15 protein-coding genes are annotated in these 15,820 nt (G+C 32.7%); 11 read left to right on the top strand and 4 right to left on the bottom strand.

Annotated features, from left to right (window positions below):
- Positions 1–145: 145 nt before the first annotated feature.
- The 8 genes from ACN0TY_RS10955 (at position 146) to ACN0TY_RS10990 (ending at position 7,727) form a co-directional block, all read left to right on the top strand.
- Positions 146–1,003: a hypothetical protein gene (locus ACN0TY_RS10955; protein WP_417444528.1), complete on the top strand. Its 858-nt coding sequence runs from the start codon at positions 146–148 to the stop codon at positions 1,001–1,003.
- A 150-nt stretch (positions 1,004–1,153) separates the two neighbouring features.
- On the top strand, positions 1,154–1,810 hold the full coding sequence (locus ACN0TY_RS10960; RefSeq protein WP_417444529.1) for a hypothetical protein: 657 nt from the start codon (positions 1,154–1,156) through the stop codon (positions 1,808–1,810).
- 20 nt (positions 1,811–1,830) lie between these two features.
- A complete protein-coding gene (locus ACN0TY_RS10965) occupies positions 1,831–1,977 on the top strand; it encodes a hypothetical protein (protein ID WP_417444530.1) in 147 nt (48 codons plus the stop codon).
- A 173-nt stretch (positions 1,978–2,150) separates the two neighbouring features.
- Complete coding sequence (locus tag ACN0TY_RS10970) at positions 2,151–2,564, top strand: thioredoxin family protein (protein WP_417444531.1); 414 nt, start codon at positions 2,151–2,153, stop codon at positions 2,562–2,564.
- A 319-nt stretch (positions 2,565–2,883) separates the two neighbouring features.
- Complete coding sequence (locus ACN0TY_RS10975; RefSeq protein ID WP_417444532.1) at positions 2,884–3,654, top strand: TraB/GumN family protein; 771 nt, start codon at positions 2,884–2,886, stop codon at positions 3,652–3,654.
- A 192-nt stretch (positions 3,655–3,846) separates the two neighbouring features.
- A complete protein-coding gene (locus ACN0TY_RS10980) occupies positions 3,847–5,775 on the top strand; it encodes an AAA family ATPase (RefSeq protein ID WP_417444533.1) in 1,929 nt (642 codons plus the stop codon).
- Positions 5,776–6,555: 780 nt separating this feature from the next.
- A complete protein-coding gene (locus ACN0TY_RS10985; protein WP_417444534.1) occupies positions 6,556–7,161 on the top strand; it encodes a type ISP restriction/modification enzyme in 606 nt (201 codons plus the stop codon).
- A 77-nt stretch (positions 7,162–7,238) separates the two neighbouring features.
- Entirely contained in the window at positions 7,239–7,727 is a 489-nt protein-coding gene (locus tag ACN0TY_RS10990) for a hypothetical protein (protein WP_417444535.1), read from the top strand.
- Between the two features lie 107 nt (positions 7,728–7,834).
- Here the strand turns inward: ACN0TY_RS10990 and ACN0TY_RS10995 are convergent, their stop codons facing one another.
- Positions 7,835–8,380: a pyridoxamine 5'-phosphate oxidase family protein gene (locus tag ACN0TY_RS10995; protein WP_417444536.1), complete on the bottom strand. Its 546-nt coding sequence runs from the start codon at positions 8,378–8,380 to the stop codon at positions 7,835–7,837.
- Between the two features lie 77 nt (positions 8,381–8,457).
- Between ACN0TY_RS10995 and ACN0TY_RS11000 the strand changes: the two genes are divergently transcribed.
- The gene (locus ACN0TY_RS11000) at positions 8,458–9,831 is read left to right on the top strand and encodes a pyridoxal phosphate-dependent decarboxylase family protein (protein ID WP_417444537.1); all 1,374 of its coding nucleotides are present in this window, start codon (positions 8,458–8,460) and stop codon (positions 9,829–9,831) included.
- Positions 9,832–9,900: 69 nt separating this feature from the next.
- On the opposite strand, the gene ACN0TY_RS11005 is transcribed toward ACN0TY_RS11000, so the two are convergent.
- Entirely contained in the window at positions 9,901–11,097 is a 1,197-nt protein-coding gene (locus ACN0TY_RS11005) for an LETM1-related biofilm-associated protein (protein WP_417444538.1), read from the bottom strand.
- 277 nt (positions 11,098–11,374) lie between these two features.
- Here ACN0TY_RS11005 and ACN0TY_RS11010 point away from each other — a divergent pair, with 277 nt between their 5' ends.
- The gene (locus ACN0TY_RS11010; RefSeq protein WP_417444539.1) at positions 11,375–12,466 is read left to right on the top strand and encodes a GDSL-type esterase/lipase family protein; all 1,092 of its coding nucleotides are present in this window, start codon (positions 11,375–11,377) and stop codon (positions 12,464–12,466) included.
- 35 nt (positions 12,467–12,501) lie between these two features.
- Positions 12,502–13,500, top strand: coding sequence for an L-glyceraldehyde 3-phosphate reductase (gene mgrA / locus ACN0TY_RS11015; protein ID WP_417444540.1), 999 nt, complete (start codon positions 12,502–12,504; stop codon positions 13,498–13,500).
- 74 nt (positions 13,501–13,574) lie between these two features.
- Here the strand turns inward: mgrA and ACN0TY_RS11020 are convergent, their stop codons facing one another.
- Positions 13,575–14,942: a Gfo/Idh/MocA family protein gene (locus tag ACN0TY_RS11020; protein ID WP_417444541.1), complete on the bottom strand. Its 1,368-nt coding sequence runs from the start codon at positions 14,940–14,942 to the stop codon at positions 13,575–13,577.
- Positions 14,943–15,051: 109 nt separating this feature from the next.
- Complete coding sequence (locus ACN0TY_RS11025) at positions 15,052–15,801, bottom strand: C40 family peptidase (protein ID WP_236960840.1); 750 nt, start codon at positions 15,799–15,801, stop codon at positions 15,052–15,054.
- Positions 15,802–15,820 lie beyond the last annotated feature (19 nt).

A 15,820-nucleotide genomic window follows, 5' to 3' on the forward strand; every position in this document is an offset into this window, starting at 1 on the left:
GCCAAAAATGCAATTAAATTATACAACTCTAAAAGATTACATTTATCTTTAGATTATAAAACACCTAATTACGTGCACCAAAATGCCGCTTAAATTTAATATTAATCTGTAGCCGTATTTTAGGACGTGACATAAAAAAACGCAATTGAAACACTTAAAAGCATTTTGTTACAACGGAAAAGAATACGAACCTTTCGATATAAAAAGTCGAAATAAACTTGTCGAAATGCGATATTACGGATTAACAGATTTAAATCGTGAAAATATTTTAATAGCTGTAAATAGTGAAAACCCATACTTCAGATATAAAAACTCTCCAGGTAAATGTTTGACAAGAAGTGAACAAAATCCAAATCACGAAATTGTAAAAAATAAAATCATTGAGATTCTACAGAATTCAGATTCTTTAAGTGTTTTTACAAATGAATTTAAAAAAGTAGAACAAACAGAGGGAAAATCTAAAACAGAAATTTACAGAAATTCAATATTACACTTAGGTACAGATATTTATAGTACTTATCAATGGCGGACTGAATCGTTCAAGAAAATAAATTCTAAAGAATATACAAATTTTGACATTTGTGGTTACTCTACGTCTACTCCATTTTCAACCTCAGTAAAGCCTAAAATATTTATAGAGGTTGTATTAAGCTCATTTTTAAAAAGTAAAGTTTTCAAGTTTCATTGTAAAACATCAGAAGTTGATAATTCAATTACTTTATTCTTCTACATCCCAGAGAATTTAAATAAAAATGAACTAAGTTCTTATTGGAATAGTATAATGTTAGAAAATGGTAACCTAAATATAAGAATTACTCAATATATCGATAATGGATATTTCTATGATGGTGTTAATCAAATTGCTTATCTATATAAAGATTTAGAAACTGAAAATGGATTTGAGAGACCTGAATTTACCGATTATGATATAGAAAATGAATATTGGGAAAAACATTACTTATATGTTAGAGACAATTACTTTAAAAAAGCACGAAAAAAATAAATAAGTAAAACGTTTGCTAACACGGTGTATAAAACATAACTAATAAGTGCTTAAACCAAAGGTTTGTGTGTGTTTTCGAAGACCGCCAAATTTTTAAATTTGGCTATATTTAAATGAAAAAATAAACATAGAAATTTAAAAATTCGGCTTGTGTTAAACCGAATAGTTTGCGCTAATTTCCAGCCCTACTGTTCTTATACAGAGCCGTTGGCAAACATTACTGAAATGAAACCTGATTTAAAAAAATATAGTATTTCACAGGATGTTATAAATACTGTTCCGCAAAAAAAAGGAGAAGATTCTGATTTCAAAAAATACAGTAAAGAAGGAAAATCAACAACTTGGGTTTTATTGGTTAATGAGACAATGAAATATTTGACCCAAATAAACCTTAAAGGGAATTCTTATGCAGGTTTTATGCCTGAACCATATTTACTTTTCTTAGCCAACTCAAAGTCTTTAAATCTCAAGATTCAAAAATTAGAAAACACGTTTAAAGAAAGCATTGATGGAGAATTGAATCCAAGCGAAAATTTTAACTTAAAAATTCTGAATCAAGAAATTTACAATCAATATATATTAAACAAGATAAGTTCTCTTGTGTTTTTAATAATGACGGTTGAGTCTTTTGTAAATAATCTTATTCCAGAAAAAATGAATATTGAAAAAGACGGAAAAATAAACTCAAAAAGTGATATTGAAAAAACGTATAAACTAAAAGAAAAATTCAGAGACGTAATCCCGAAAATAAAAGAAATTAAAGACATCAAGGAATATCAAAATAAATATTCAACAAACTACAACTAAGTAGAATTAGAAATAGTTTTATGCACTTAAAAACTACATCTACAGAAAACCCAATGGATCCTTATTTAGACGATTTTGAAAAATTAATTGCTATGGATTTAGACAATGAATATAAAAGGGTTGAAATGCTTATTGAAAGTATAATTGAAATGAAAAACGTTTGCTAACTTAAGAAGAACTGAGGTAAAAGCAAATCATTTCTTCAAAAATATTAAACACTATTATATTGGGTTTACAGATTCAATTAATTGATTTCCTATTTAGGAAGTATTTACTAAATTAGTTACTCAAGCACACCACTAACCACAACTAAAAATTGAATATTATGAAAAATAATTTAATGATTTTACTTCTGTTAGTATCCTTCTATGGATTTTCTCAAGAGTCAGTTGAAAAAATTGATTGGATTTACAATATTAATAATGGAATTGAAATTGGGACGAAACAAAATAAAGAAGTATTAATTTATTTTGGAATGGAAAAATGTGTCCCATGCCGAATGATTGATAAATATGCTTTCACTCAATCGGAGTTTATTGATTATTCAAAAAAATATGTGATGGTAAAAGTCTATGACGATTTAGATAAATCAAATACTGAGAATCAAGAATATGTTAAGACTACGAGAACAGAATATGGAATTGAGTCGGTTCCAACCATTGTTTTATTAAAGGATGATGGAACTAAATCTAGCTTTTTTGCTTATGTAAAAAGTCCAAAGAAATTAATTGAACAGATAGAATCTCAATATTAAAAAGCGATTGTCAATTTAATATTTATGAGAATAATAGCTCGGTTTCATACTTAATCTAAGGTGATTATAAGTTTACTGCCTCTATATTTATTTCAGGAAACCCTCGTATATAAGTCCCCATTATTTATATAAAACAATATACAAGTACATACTCATAATTATGCAAATCTGCGAATGCTCAAATTTGTAAAACACACTTTATGTGTTTTTTTTATTCTCTTTTTCTCATATTGTGGATTCCCGTAAGTAATTTATTTTTTGAAAGTGTATATTTATAAAAAATAAACGCAATTATGTTTGTTTGATAGTTAGGCGTCATATGACAAAAATTCTGCTAAATATCACAATATTATTTCTCTTGGCGTCCTGTCATCAAAATGAAAAAACGGACTTCGAATCGGGAATTTTATGGAAAATTGAATCTAAAAGCGGAATTGAATCCTTTATTTTTGGAACAATACATCTATATCCGCAGACTGAAATGGAACTTTCCGAAAACGTCATTTTCAAACTTCAAGAATGTAACGTACTTGCATTGGAAAGAGACATCACCGATCAATCGGAACAACAGAAATTTGCGGACTTTCAAATGCCAAATTTTTTTCTGGAAAGTTATAGGGTCATAATATCGGAATACGGAGATGAACTCGTCAATATGGAAAGTGAGTTGATAGAAAAAGCACGGAAATCGAAAATGGACTTGACTGGACTGGAATCTACCGATGAAATTCTGAACATAATGAAAACGGTCAGAGATATTAAAATACCCGAAAATACTTTTATTAAAGACCAAATGTTAACAGACTATCAGGAAAGTTTAAAACAATACAAAACCGAATCAATTGGCAAATTTCATAAAAGAATGATAGTCCAAATGGGAGAGGAAATCACAAAAATACTTGTGGACCAACGAAACGAAAATTGGATTGATGACATAAATTCCCTGATTGAAAAGGACAAGACATTTATTGCGGTCGGAATGGGACATTTGGGAGGGAAAAACGGAATTTTAAATCGACTTCTGGAAAAAGGATATAAATTAGAACCAATCGGAATGGACAATACGCCGCCTAACAATGGATATAAGTGATTTGTTTTCAGTTGCTTATCCGATAGGCTTGGGCGTATTTGCTAGCACCACCAAATCTTTTGGATTTGGCTTTGGCAAAAAAAAGATAAAGACAAACAAAAAGATTTGGCTATTTGCGTGAGGGAAACATTAAGGAGTGCCGACACCGAACTACTCATAGCCGAGCCGTTAGGCACAAGCTGAAAATCGACAATGACAGAAACATTAGACAACATAGAACTTGACAAGGAAAACGTTGAATTTAACAACGCTGCTGAATTTGTCCGTCACACAGATAAATTAGTTTACCTAACAGGAAAAGCAGGAACAGGTAAAACAACATTTCTCAAATACATAAAGGACACTACAAATAAAAACACAGTGATTCTTGCGCCTACAGGAGTTGCAGCAATCAACGCAGGTGGCGTTACAATTCATTCCTTTTTTCAAATTCCTTTTGGACCTTTTGTTCCTGATGATTCAAGATTAAGAACAACAGCTACAGGGACTGAAAACAGAGAAACGATTTACACAACTTTTAGATATAGAGATGATAAGAGAGAAATAATTGAAAATTTGGAACTGCTAATCATTGACGAGATTTCAATGGTGAGAGCGGATATGTTGGATGTAATTGACAGAATTTTAAAAGTTTTCCGTAAGAAACCCTATTTACCCTTTGGTGGTGTTCAGGTTATATTAATTGGAGATACTTTTCAATTACCACCGATTGCAGATAATGAACAATGGTCAATTCTATCCCAGTTCTACAAAACCCCTTTTTTCTTTAGTTCAAAAATCATAGAACAGAATACGCCTCTTTATATTGAGTTGAAGAAAATCTACAGGCAAAACGAGCAAGAATTTATTGACTTATTGAATAGAGTTAGAGTAAGTCAGGTAAATGCAAATGATTTTAGTGTTCTTAATGCAAAATACAATCCGACATTTTCAGGAAATGGAAGTGACTATATAATTCTTGCCACTCATAATAACATTGTAAACGAAACAAACCTTACAAAGCTAAATCAACTCACAACCGAATTATTTACTTATGAAGCGAATGTAACGGGCACTTTTCCAGATAAACATAAACCGACAGACCACTATTTAAAATTAAAAGTTGGTGCTCAAATAATGTTTATCAAAAATGACACAGGCGAATACAAAAAATATTACAACGGTAAAATTGGAAAGATAAAAGAACTTGAAGAAGCTACAATAACAGTTGTATTTGATGATGAATCCGAAGTTGAAGTTGAAAGAGCAGTTTGGAATAATATTCAGTATTCATACAACAGAGAGCAAAAAAAGATTGTGGAAGAAATTGTCGGAACATTTGAACAGTTTCCTATTCGATTGGCTTGGGCAATCACCGTGCATAAGAGCCAAGGTTTAACGTTTGAGAAAGTAATTGCTGATTTAGGAAGAGCGTTTGCTCCAGGACAGGTTTATGTCGCTTTAAGTCGTTGTACTTCCTTTAGTGGTTTAATGCTTAAAACTCAACTGAACAGCTACGCTATAAAAACCGACCCAAGAGTTATCGAATTTGCCCAAAACGAAACACCCGAAACGTTAATAACTGAACAACTTAATACAGGTAAAGCAGATTTCTACTACAAAAAAGCAAGAGAAGATTTTCAAAATGGAAAAATCAAATCTGCTTTTGACTTTTTCAAAAGAGCATTAAAGTTCCGTAATGATATTGATACGGACATTTTCAAGAAGTTTATTGAAGTACAAGGAAAACGACTTTTAGACTTTAAACAAAAGTATACTTCACTTATAGAGCGTTTTGAATTGACAAACAATGAACTTTCAGAAGCTCAAGAAAAAATTGAATCGCAAGCGAAAGAACTTAATAACAAGTCAACTAAAATATCAGAACAAAATTCTTCAATTGGACTGCTTTTAGAAAAAACTTCCGAGTTTGAAAACGAAATAGAACAACTGAAAAAAGCATTAAAACAAACCGAGAAAAAACTATCTTACTCTCAAGTTCACTCTAACGATCTTGAAACCAAACTTCAGAAAACTGAATCAGATTTACGGAATAAAAACAAAGAAATTCAAAACAATAAAGCAGAAATAGAACGACTTAAAAACTTGAAATGGTACGACAAACTAATAGGAAAAAAATAGAAAGCCAGTGCCTAACAAAGAACTGAGGTAAAATCCTTTGGTTTTTACCTCAATCTTGAAACAAAGTTTTCATCATAAGGCATTCCATTTTTCACAATAGCAAAAGCTTGTTTAAGAAGACCTGAGGTAAAAAGCCAACCCTTTCTTCAAAAATACTAGACACTATTATATTGGGCTTACAGATTCAATTAATTGATTTTGTAAGCTTTTTTTGTTCTATTCATTATAATTATTTGAGCAATACAGAAATGTACATTTCATCATATGGTTTGCCTGATTTCGCATTAGCAAAACATTGTTCAAGTAGTTTATTGGTTACAGGAATAATACATTAGTTTCCCTTAATTTTAGCAATTTTTAGCGTAAACAATAATGCTTTTAGGTTATTTAATGTTCTATTTGGGTCTTTTAATGATATTTTGTAGTGTTTTAATAGAGTTTTTAGGTCAAAAATAGATGTGTTTAAGCTCGATGCCTAAAACTTTAAGCCCGAAGGCTAAAGATTTAACCTCTTTGCTTAAAATTTTAAGTGTGGAGCCTAAAGTTTTTGATGTTTCACTTAAAACTTTAAGTCTTTTAATCATAATCTTCATTAAAAGACCTAAACGGGACACCTTTGGACCTAAATGGAGTTTTTGAAAGTAGTTAAGTTGTAAATTTACATATCTGCTGGTTTGTAAATAGGATATAAGAAATAAACCTAATGGGCTTCAGTATGAATTCTTTATTAATGTTTTTATATTAACTATATTTACAAGAAAGCCAACTACCATAAATTCAATGCGGAGTCCTAAGCGAGATATTGTAAATGAGATTTCTTCAGTAATAAGTCTACCCTTTATTTTCGAGCAAGAAACAGAAGCTAACGTTTGCTATGCTAATAGCAGTGAACTTAGAGATGATTATAAAACTAGTTTCACTCTTTTTGATGTTTTAGATTATATGTACGCCGTTTTACATGCTCCTTTGCAGAGAGAAAGTAATAAAGAGCTTATAAACATAAATTCTAATGGGCTGTTGCTTCCAAAAGACACCAATACTTTTTGGGAATCAGTAAAAACAGGTAGAGCGTTACGAGTATCTTTTATTTTGGAGTACATTGAAAAAGAGAAATCGGTAGCTACATATCCTAAAGAGGGCGATAATATAATTACCACAGAGATTACGGATGTAGATTGGGAATTATATGATGCGAAAAATCAGTTAGGGAGAATATGGATTAATAAGCAACAGTATTTCGATAGAATTCCAAGTCTTGTTTGGGAGTTTAGTATTGGCGATTATAAACCTGCTCAAAATTGGCTTCAAAACCGAAAGCAAAAAGAGTTGAAGTTGAAAGACATATTACAATACCAGCGGATGATTGTTACCATTTCTAAAATATAAAAATGAATTATAGGGGGCTTGTAGTTTTAATATAAGTCGCTAACACTTTGCTACACGAAACATTAAAAATAATACAAATGGAAAAATTTACTTTAGCACGAATCATACATGTGGTAGCAGTTGTTTTATGGATTGGTGGGGTGGCAATGGTTACGACTGTTATTATTCCTGCTATAAAAAAGCTCAGATCTAAGGAAGATCAGATTAAAACATTTGAGCAGATAGAAGGAAAATTCGCTACACAAGCAAAAATAACAACCTTAATAACGGGAATCTCCGGATTTTATATGCTTTATATGCTTTATGTGCTCGATGCTTGGGACAGATATTTGGACTATCGATTCTGGTGGATCCACGCTATGACACTTGTTTGGATTATATTTACGCTAGTTCTATACGTATTGGAACCACTCGTTTTGCATAAATTATTTAAAGAGTATGCTGAAAAGAATCCTGCAAAAACATTCTCAATTATGCATAAAGCGCATTGGTTTTTGCTGTTATTAAGTTTAATAACAATTGTAGGAGCTGTAGCTGGGAGTCATGGATGGTTTTTTATAAACTAGATCTTTTAGTAGAAAAAAAATGAGTTTAATATTGATTTAGTTGTTTACCAACACTCAAAAACCAAAAACCAAAAACCAAAAACTAACACCCATAAGGAATACCCAAACTACGGAACTATAAAACTCCCTTCCCAAGTATTTTCTTCCTTAGAAAAAAGAGCTCTTATATGTTTTTCCTTTTTGAGTTCTAGATACTCAATTTTAGAAGGGATAATGTGTACAATTGCAAAATGATTAGAAGTGTCTAGATATTCAATCATTTCTGGATCTTTAATCTTTGCTCCAGGCTCTTGGGTGGTTAAATAATCTTTTTTTGAACCGATTCTAATTTGTTTCCATGTTTCTTCTATAGTCTTTTCATCTTGCTCTAAATAAGCTTTCCCATCAACTTTAAGCTGAAGCATTTTATTATGATCAAAAAACAATAAACACACATTGTTATTTTCTTTAATATGAGTTACTTTTTTTGAACGTTTGTCAGTAAATATTTTTAGGGTAAGATCTTCTTTAACTTCACGGAGTACAACGGTTCGTAATCGAGGGCTTTTATTAATTCCGATAGTAGCCATTGTAAAATATCGGAACGGATGCTTGGCGTCTTTCGTAGCATTTATTAATGCTTCTTTTGCGTTTTTAAATAATTGGTTGGTCACAATCTTGCTTTTTATAAAGATAGCAAATTCTCGTGAAAACAGAACAAAAGCTTACCTTTGCAAAAAAGTGATTTTGTATGCATAATATAGATATGGATTCTGTGGAGATGACTCTAGATGTCATGAAGTACGCGTTAAACAGAATAACTATGGTTTCTCCAGAATTAGGAAAGCCAAAAAAAGAAGAAGAATTAAAAGCTTTAGTAGGAGAAACAGTAACTGAAAAGGGGATTGGAGGAGAGAAAGCATTTCAATTATTTAAAGATGTGCTTATAAAAGCAACAGTTCCTATAGACCACCCAAGACATTTAGCATTTGTACCAGCATCGCCAACACGAGCTTCCATAATGTTCGATTTGGTGACTTCGGCATCAAGTATTCATGGTGCCTATTGGATGGAAGGTGCAGGTGGTATTTTCTGTGAAAATGAAGCTATGAAATGGCTGGTTTCTTTAACAGGGCTACCAAAAGGAGCCTTTGGAGTTTTTACTAGTGGAGGAACTGCAGCAAATCTTTCTGCAATTGTTACGGCAAGAGAATATTGGCGTAAAGATGAAAGTAATGTAGGGGAGAAGGGCTTGATGATAACCTCTATTGGAGCACATTCTTCGGTAAAATCGATGGCAAAAGTTATTGATGCTGAAGTAATGCTTATTGAAACAGAGGATAGCATGACCAAGCAAGATTTGCAGTCTAAATTAGAAGAGCTTACTCCACATCAACGCAAGCGTTTGTTTGCCGTTGTCGGAACAGGAGGGACTACAAATGCTGGAATTATAGATGATTTAGATGGAATTGCCGAAGTATGTGAGAAAGAAAAGCTTTGGTTCCATGTGGATGCAGCTTATGGAGGAGGAGCTTTAGCGGCCGATTCTGTAAGACATCTATTTAAAGGAATTGAGCGTGCAGATAGTATTACGATCGATCCTCATAAATGGTTATTTTCGCCTTACGATTGTGGTGCCATTATTTATAAGAATCCAGAGTTAGCAAAAGAAGCTCATGCACAGGAAGGTTCCTATCTCGATATTTTTAAAGATGAAGGAGCACAAGGGTTTAATCCATCAGATTATCAGATCCAGCTAACAAGAAGAGTGCGAGGTTTACCTTTATGGTTTTCTTTGGCAATGCATGGAACAGATAAATATAAATGGGCAGTAGAAGAAGGACTTAGCTTAGCAAAACTAGCAGGGAAATTAATTACGGAGAATGAAAATGTAGAATTGGTAAGAGAGCCAAGCTTATCTTGTGTATTATTCCGAAGAAGAGGATGGACTCCAGACGATTATCGTAATTGGACCTATAAAAACCATAAAGAAGGGTTTGCATTAGTAACACCTACAAAATGGAGAGACGGCGATACTTTTGAAACCGTAGCTCGTTTTTGCTTTATCAATCCTGATACTACAGAAGCAGATATAACTGCTATTTTAGATTCTATGCATTTATAGGATTTCGATATATTAATTCTAATTCCGTTCTATGGCTATTATACGTTTATAGAACGGAATTTTTATTTGTTATTCGTCTTCAACTCTATTATCATCAAAAGCGGAAGGGAGTAATTTTGGAATTAATTTTATAAAAATAGGCAAAAGAATAGCGCCTCCTGGAAGTGCAAAAATAGCTAAGGAGGGAATTGATTTAAAAATATCTAATAGCTGAACTTTTATTTTTTTTCGTTCTTCTTCCGTAAGATCAGTAGCAGTAGATTTCCCCAGTAAATAAAGGAGCTCTTTACTTTCAACAAGTTCTTTTTTTAATCGCTTACTATTTCTTGTAATGAGTCTTTTTACAAGGTTATGAGAGTTATCAAAAAACTGCTTTACAGGATTTGCATTCTTAAATAATGAAACTTGATCTTTATATTTTTCAAAGAAAATGCTCACATGTTGAATGGCTTCCGTTACATAATGCTCCTCGAGTTTTAGATCTTCTCCTGTTCCAAATATAAACTCCGATTCTTTATAATCCATAGAATGATCTTCCCAAGCAGCAAGGCATACCATATCTAGAAAGTATCTCTTTTCATTGATCGGAAAATCTTTTTTAAGTAATGACCTGTAAGAACCATCAAATTTACTTTCTTCAATAGTATTATACATTATCGAAGCTTTTAAAAGCTTAATAAGTTGCTTGTCATTTTCTGTTTTCTCTTCTTTTATATTGATGGCGTGGTAGGAAAGATTAATTAATATCTGTTCCATTTGTTGCGCATGAGACCTTATATCTTTGTCTCCATTTAAGAACTTTTCATAAATAAGAACATCTACATAAAGAAGGGAATTGGTAAGTACTTTTTGAAAGTTTTTGGTTAAGATATTATCTAGTAAATAAACACGATCGTGAATGATTTTTTCTAGCCTCGCTGTATTATTATTTCCTATAAATAGATTACTGAAAAAAGACATTTTCTCAGCCTCTAATAGTTCATAGAAAGTAGTTAGATTTTTAATAAAATCTTTGAAGCTTGTGTCAGAGCTATTATAAATAAAATAGGTGTTGTGTAAGGCTGCAAATAGATTGACTTTTGCCATCTCATCTTCAGAAAGGTCGTTGTTGACCTCTAAAAATGGAGGTGTGGAAACGTTTGCTCCATATATAAATCCTAATTTTCGCAGTTCATTATATAGCGAAGTAGTATCAGAACATAATAGCTCTTTGTTTTTTGTAACGGAAGCAAACTTATCTATCCAACCTTGGGCAGAGGGGTTCATATAATTATAAATTTCTGGTGCTAAAATACAACAGATAAACTGAAAATATGAAACTATATTATATGAAGAGTTTCTTTTAAATGGAAATATAAAACCGCAAGGCTAATAATTCCGTAAATAAGTAAAATGAATTTTTGGTTATTCCCACTTCGTGGGTTAGGTTTTTTGTTAGATGTGAAAAGCGTGATTATTATTAATTGCGCTTTTCCTTTTATTGAATATATTTATGTAATAGTTTTATGAACTATAACTTACAATTATAAAAAACAACTAACCTATGCCTAACCTACACTTTTTAACTGCTTTGATACTATTTATTGTTATCGGTATTAAAGCACAAGAACTTAAGTCTTACTCAGATTTTAGCAATGAAGATATTTTTAAAATAGATGGAAGAACAAAATTACTACCAAATGCCGTGGAGCTTATAGGTTCCGCTTCTTCTGTATCTTTTATAGCTTCAGGAAAATCTGTAGTTATCAATTGTAAATCTGCTACCGATGCTTATGGATTTATTGAAGTTAGCTTAAATGGGAATTATATAGATCGTTATAAGATATCCGCAGCAGGGGAAACGGAAATCGAAATTGATTTAAAGGAAGATTCCTCAAACCATGTTCAGATTTTTAAAGCTACAGAGGCCCCTAATGGAGGGTTGTTATTAACTACAATTAATGCTGAAAAGTTACTTACCTATAACGATACTTCTTCATTAGAGATGGAGTTTATAGGTGATTCTATTACTTGCGGATATGGTGCAGCTACGGAAGAGATTCCATGCGGGAGCGGAGCAGAGTGGTACGATCAACACACTGCTTATTATGCTTATGGTTCCAGAATTGCGCGCGCTATGAACGCTAATTATACATTGAGTAGCTTCTCTGGAATGGGAATGTATAGAAATTGGAATGATGAAGATCAATTTGTGATGCCAGATGTTTACCAAACGATAAATTTAGACGGTAATAAAAAGGATTTATGGAAACCTAAAAAGCAACCAGCAATTGTTAGTATTTGTTTAGGAACAAACGATCTTTCAACAGGAGATGGAACCAAAAAGAGATTGCCTTTCAGCAAAGAAAAATTTACGAAGAACTATATTAATTTTGTAAAGCTTGTTTATAAACGATATCCTAAAGCAAAAGTCGTTTTATTAAATAGCCCAATGGTTTCTGGAGAAAAAAACGATATCTTAGTATCTTGCCTTCAGGAAGTGAAAAATAGCTTCGAGGAAACCCATGATATTGTTATTTTTCAGTTTAAAGACATAAACCCTAAAGGCTGTGGTTCTCATCCAAATATTGAGGATCATGAGAAAATGGCAATTCAAATGATTCCGAAGTATAAGAAATTACTGATTAGAAAATAACAATCGAATCGTACAACCTATAAAAGAAATAAAGTATGAAAAAATATAAACCAGCAGCAGATCGATACGAGAAAATGCAATACCGCAGATGTGGTAAAAGTGGAATAGACCTTCCTTTATTATCATTAGGGTTGTGGCATAATTTTGGCGATAATGACGACTTTGATAACGCTGCTAAAATTCTCCGTACTGCTTTTGATAATGGAATTACTCATTTTGATTTAGCCAACAACTACGGGCCTCCATATGGGTCTGCAGAAAAGAACTTCGGAAAGATATTTAAACGTGATTTTAAGAAGCTTAGAGATGAGCTTATAATATCTACAAAAGCAGGTTGGGATATGTGGCCTGGTCCTTATGGGAATTTTGGCTCTAGGAAATATTTAATTTCGAGTTTAGACCAATCGCTTAAGCGAATGAAATTAGATTATGTAGATATTTTTTATCACCACCGCCCAGATCCTAATACGCCATTGGAAGAGACGATGGGAGCTTTAGATCAGATTGTAAGGCAAGGAAAAGCTCTTTATGTGGGAATCTCCCAATACAATGCAGAGGACACCAAAAAGGCAGCTAAGATTTTAAAAGCACAGGGAACACCTTTTTTAATACATCAACCGAGATATAATATGATGGATCGTTGGGTGGAAGATGGACTGCTAGATGCGCTAACAGAAACAGGAATTGGGAGTATTGTTTTCTCTCCTTTAGAACAAGGAATACTTACTAATAAATATTTAGGAGGGATTCCAAAAGATTCTCGTGCAGCGACAGAAGGTAGTTATTTGGATGCATCAAGGATCAATGAAGCTTTAGTTGCCAAGATTAAGAGCTTAAATGAGATTGCTGAAAAACGTGATCAAAGTTTAGCACAAATGGCTATTGCATGGCTTTTAAAAGATGAAAGAGTTACTTCTGTTTTAATAGGTGTTAGTAAAGTCTCTCAGTTAAAAGATAATATAGAAGCCTTAAATAACTTGAAGTTTACAAAGACAGAATTATCCAAAATAGATAAGATTATTTTAGATAAGTAGAGCGTTTTTAATTCTAGCTTATCGGGTACATACAATTATATGATTATAGTATAGGTATTTATATTGGAAACACTTTAGATAAAATCTTTAGGATGTGGGTGTTTCCAATCTTGCCTATAATTTCTAGCTAAATATTGATTAGCTTCATCATCATTTACAAAAGAATATGAATTAGGATCATATTGAAGCGGTCTTCCAAGTTCCATTGATATGTTTGCAATAATGCAACTTGCAGAAGAAATATGTCCTTCTTGAATACTAGCAATAGGTTTAGAGCCTTGATCAATGGCGCTTAAAAAATCTAACATATGTCCTCTAGTAGCAGGAGCTGTGTGTAGTTCGATATCTTTTTCTGTAAGGTCTTCTGGGAATTTTTCTCGCTCGTAAACCACATCTTTTTTAATATGATTTTTACCATCAGTAGAAATAAACTCATATTTTTTCACGCTTGCTTTCAAAACTCCTTTTTCGCCATGAATAAATAATGCCCAAGGATACTCTGGATCGGTTGGTGTTCCCCATGTACGATGATTCCATACGCAGTTAAAATCATTATATTCAAAAATCGCAGTTTGGGAGTCAGTAGTATTAGCGTAACCTCCTTTGTCGATATAAATCCCGCCTTTAGACTGAACACTTTTAGGCCAACCTAAACCTAACATCCAGCGTACAGCATCAAACATATGGACACACATATCTCCCATAACTCCGTTACTGTATTCCATTCGTGCTCGCCACCATTGCCTGTGTGGTAAACCTGTATAGTCGATTTTTGGCGCAGGCCCACACCACATATCATAATCAAAAAAGTCTGGAATAGGTTTCTGGTCTCTAGTTCCATTACTGCGCATATGGTAATAACAGCACATATCTACATGGCCAATTTTTCCTAAAAGTCCCGCATCTATAATATTCTTCTTCGCATCAATTAAATGAGGAGTACTCCTTCTTTGCAGTCCAACTTGAATAACTTTGTTATATTTTTCAGCAGCTTTTATCATTGCTTCGCCTTCCATAACATCGACTCCAGTTGGTTTTTGTACATATAGATGACATCCAGCTTTGAGCGCTTCTATAGTGTTTAATGCATGCCAATGGTCTGGAGTTCCAATTAAAACAATATCCATTTCTTCAGAAGAAAGCATAGTTCTATAATCGGTAAATAGGTGAGGCGGTTTTGACTGTTTATTTCGTTGTGTAATTAGCTTAGAAGCTTCGTTAAGCATTTTTTTGTCTACATCGCATAATGCTACTACTTCTACCGCTGTTACCTGTATTAAACGCAGTAAATCACTTTTACCATACCAGCCTGTACCTATTAGGCCTACTTTAATTTTTTGGGAAGGAAACATTAAATGGTGTCCGTACGCACCATAAGCTGTGAATAATGAGGCGGCGGTGGCAGATTTTATAAATTGCCTTCGGTTAATGTAAAAAGACATGAGTTGGTTGGTTTTGACCAGTAATTTACAAAATCTGATGATATATGGGAAAGCTAGAGGCTAAAAAAATATGGATAGTTAAAAATAGTGCAACCTAATAAGATAAAGGTTACACTATTTTTTTTATAACTCTTAATTTATGCGTGTGTGTTTTAGAATCTACATTAAAAATCCCCGTATGATCTAACCGATCAATACGTACTTTTCCGTGAGCGTGAATGATGTAGTTATCTTTCATTATAATCCCAACATGAATAATTTCTCCTTCGTCATTATCAAAAAAAGCAAGATCTCCAGGCTCACTCTCTTCAATAAAACTTAATGCTTCCCCTTGTTTAGACTGCTGGGAAGCATCACGAGATAATTTATATCCATTTAATTTATAAACCATTTGTGCAAGCCCAGAGCCATCAATTCCAAATGGGGTTTTTCCTCCCCATAAATATGGAGCATTGAGATATAAAAAGGCAGTTTCAATAATGTTTTCTTTTGGGAAAATACCTTGTTTACTTTCACCGTCAAAATTTGCAGCTAAGTAAGAAACAGTATTAATATTGCAGCCTAAAGGAATTGGAATTAGATTATTCTGCTGATCATAAACAAACTCTACTAAATCTGCAGATAGCAATGGCGACTCCTTATCGATTTTATCATATAAGGAATCATCAATCAGCTGGTATTGTATGTTTTCAATCCATCCTTCATATTTGTCAAAAGCTAATCGAATCTTACTCCAATGTTTTCTACGTTCCAACACCTTAAAATGGTCCCCATAAAGCACCTGAGAGCTTAATTCTCCAGCATTTTGGGGTTCATTACGTAAAGGAACAATACTTAGATGACAAATACCGTATTGCATTTAGATGATGTTAATTGTT

This window comes from Joostella sp., assembly GCF_048266025.1.
Taxonomy (GTDB): domain Bacteria; phylum Bacteroidota; class Bacteroidia; order Flavobacteriales; family Flavobacteriaceae; genus Galbibacter; species Galbibacter atrarenae.

What these genes read in the sequence shown, in the direction of transcription:
- ACN0TY_RS10965 (WP_417444530.1), top strand. Translation starts at nt 1,831, where the DNA reads ATGCACTTAAAAACTACATCTACAGAAAACCCAATGGATCCTTATTTA.
- ACN0TY_RS10970 (WP_417444531.1), top strand. Translation starts at nt 2,151, where the DNA reads ATGATTTTACTTCTGTTAGTATCCTTCTATGGATTTTCTCAAGAGTCA.
- ACN0TY_RS10975 (WP_417444532.1), top strand. Translation starts at nt 2,884, where the DNA reads ATGACAAAAATTCTGCTAAATATCACAATATTATTTCTCTTGGCGTCC.
- ACN0TY_RS10980 (WP_417444533.1), top strand. Translation starts at nt 3,847, where the DNA reads ATGACAGAAACATTAGACAACATAGAACTTGACAAGGAAAACGTTGAA.
- ACN0TY_RS10985 (WP_417444534.1), top strand. Translation starts at nt 6,556, where the DNA reads ATGCGGAGTCCTAAGCGAGATATTGTAAATGAGATTTCTTCAGTAATA.
- ACN0TY_RS10990 (WP_417444535.1), top strand. Translation starts at nt 7,239, where the DNA reads ATGGAAAAATTTACTTTAGCACGAATCATACATGTGGTAGCAGTTGTT.
- ACN0TY_RS11000 (WP_417444537.1), top strand. Translation starts at nt 8,458, where the DNA reads ATGCATAATATAGATATGGATTCTGTGGAGATGACTCTAGATGTCATG.
- ACN0TY_RS11005 (WP_417444538.1), bottom strand. Translation starts at nt 11,097, where the DNA reads ATGAACCCCTCTGCCCAAGGTTGGATAGATAAGTTTGCTTCCGTTACA.
- ACN0TY_RS11010 (WP_417444539.1), top strand. Translation starts at nt 11,375, where the DNA reads ATGCCTAACCTACACTTTTTAACTGCTTTGATACTATTTATTGTTATC.
- mgrA (WP_417444540.1), top strand. Translation starts at nt 12,502, where the DNA reads ATGAAAAAATATAAACCAGCAGCAGATCGATACGAGAAAATGCAATAC.
- ACN0TY_RS11020 (WP_417444541.1), bottom strand. Translation starts at nt 14,942, where the DNA reads ATGTCTTTTTACATTAACCGAAGGCAATTTATAAAATCTGCCACCGCC.
- ACN0TY_RS11025 (WP_236960840.1), bottom strand. Translation starts at nt 15,801, where the DNA reads ATGCAATACGGTATTTGTCATCTAAGTATTGTTCCTTTACGTAATGAA.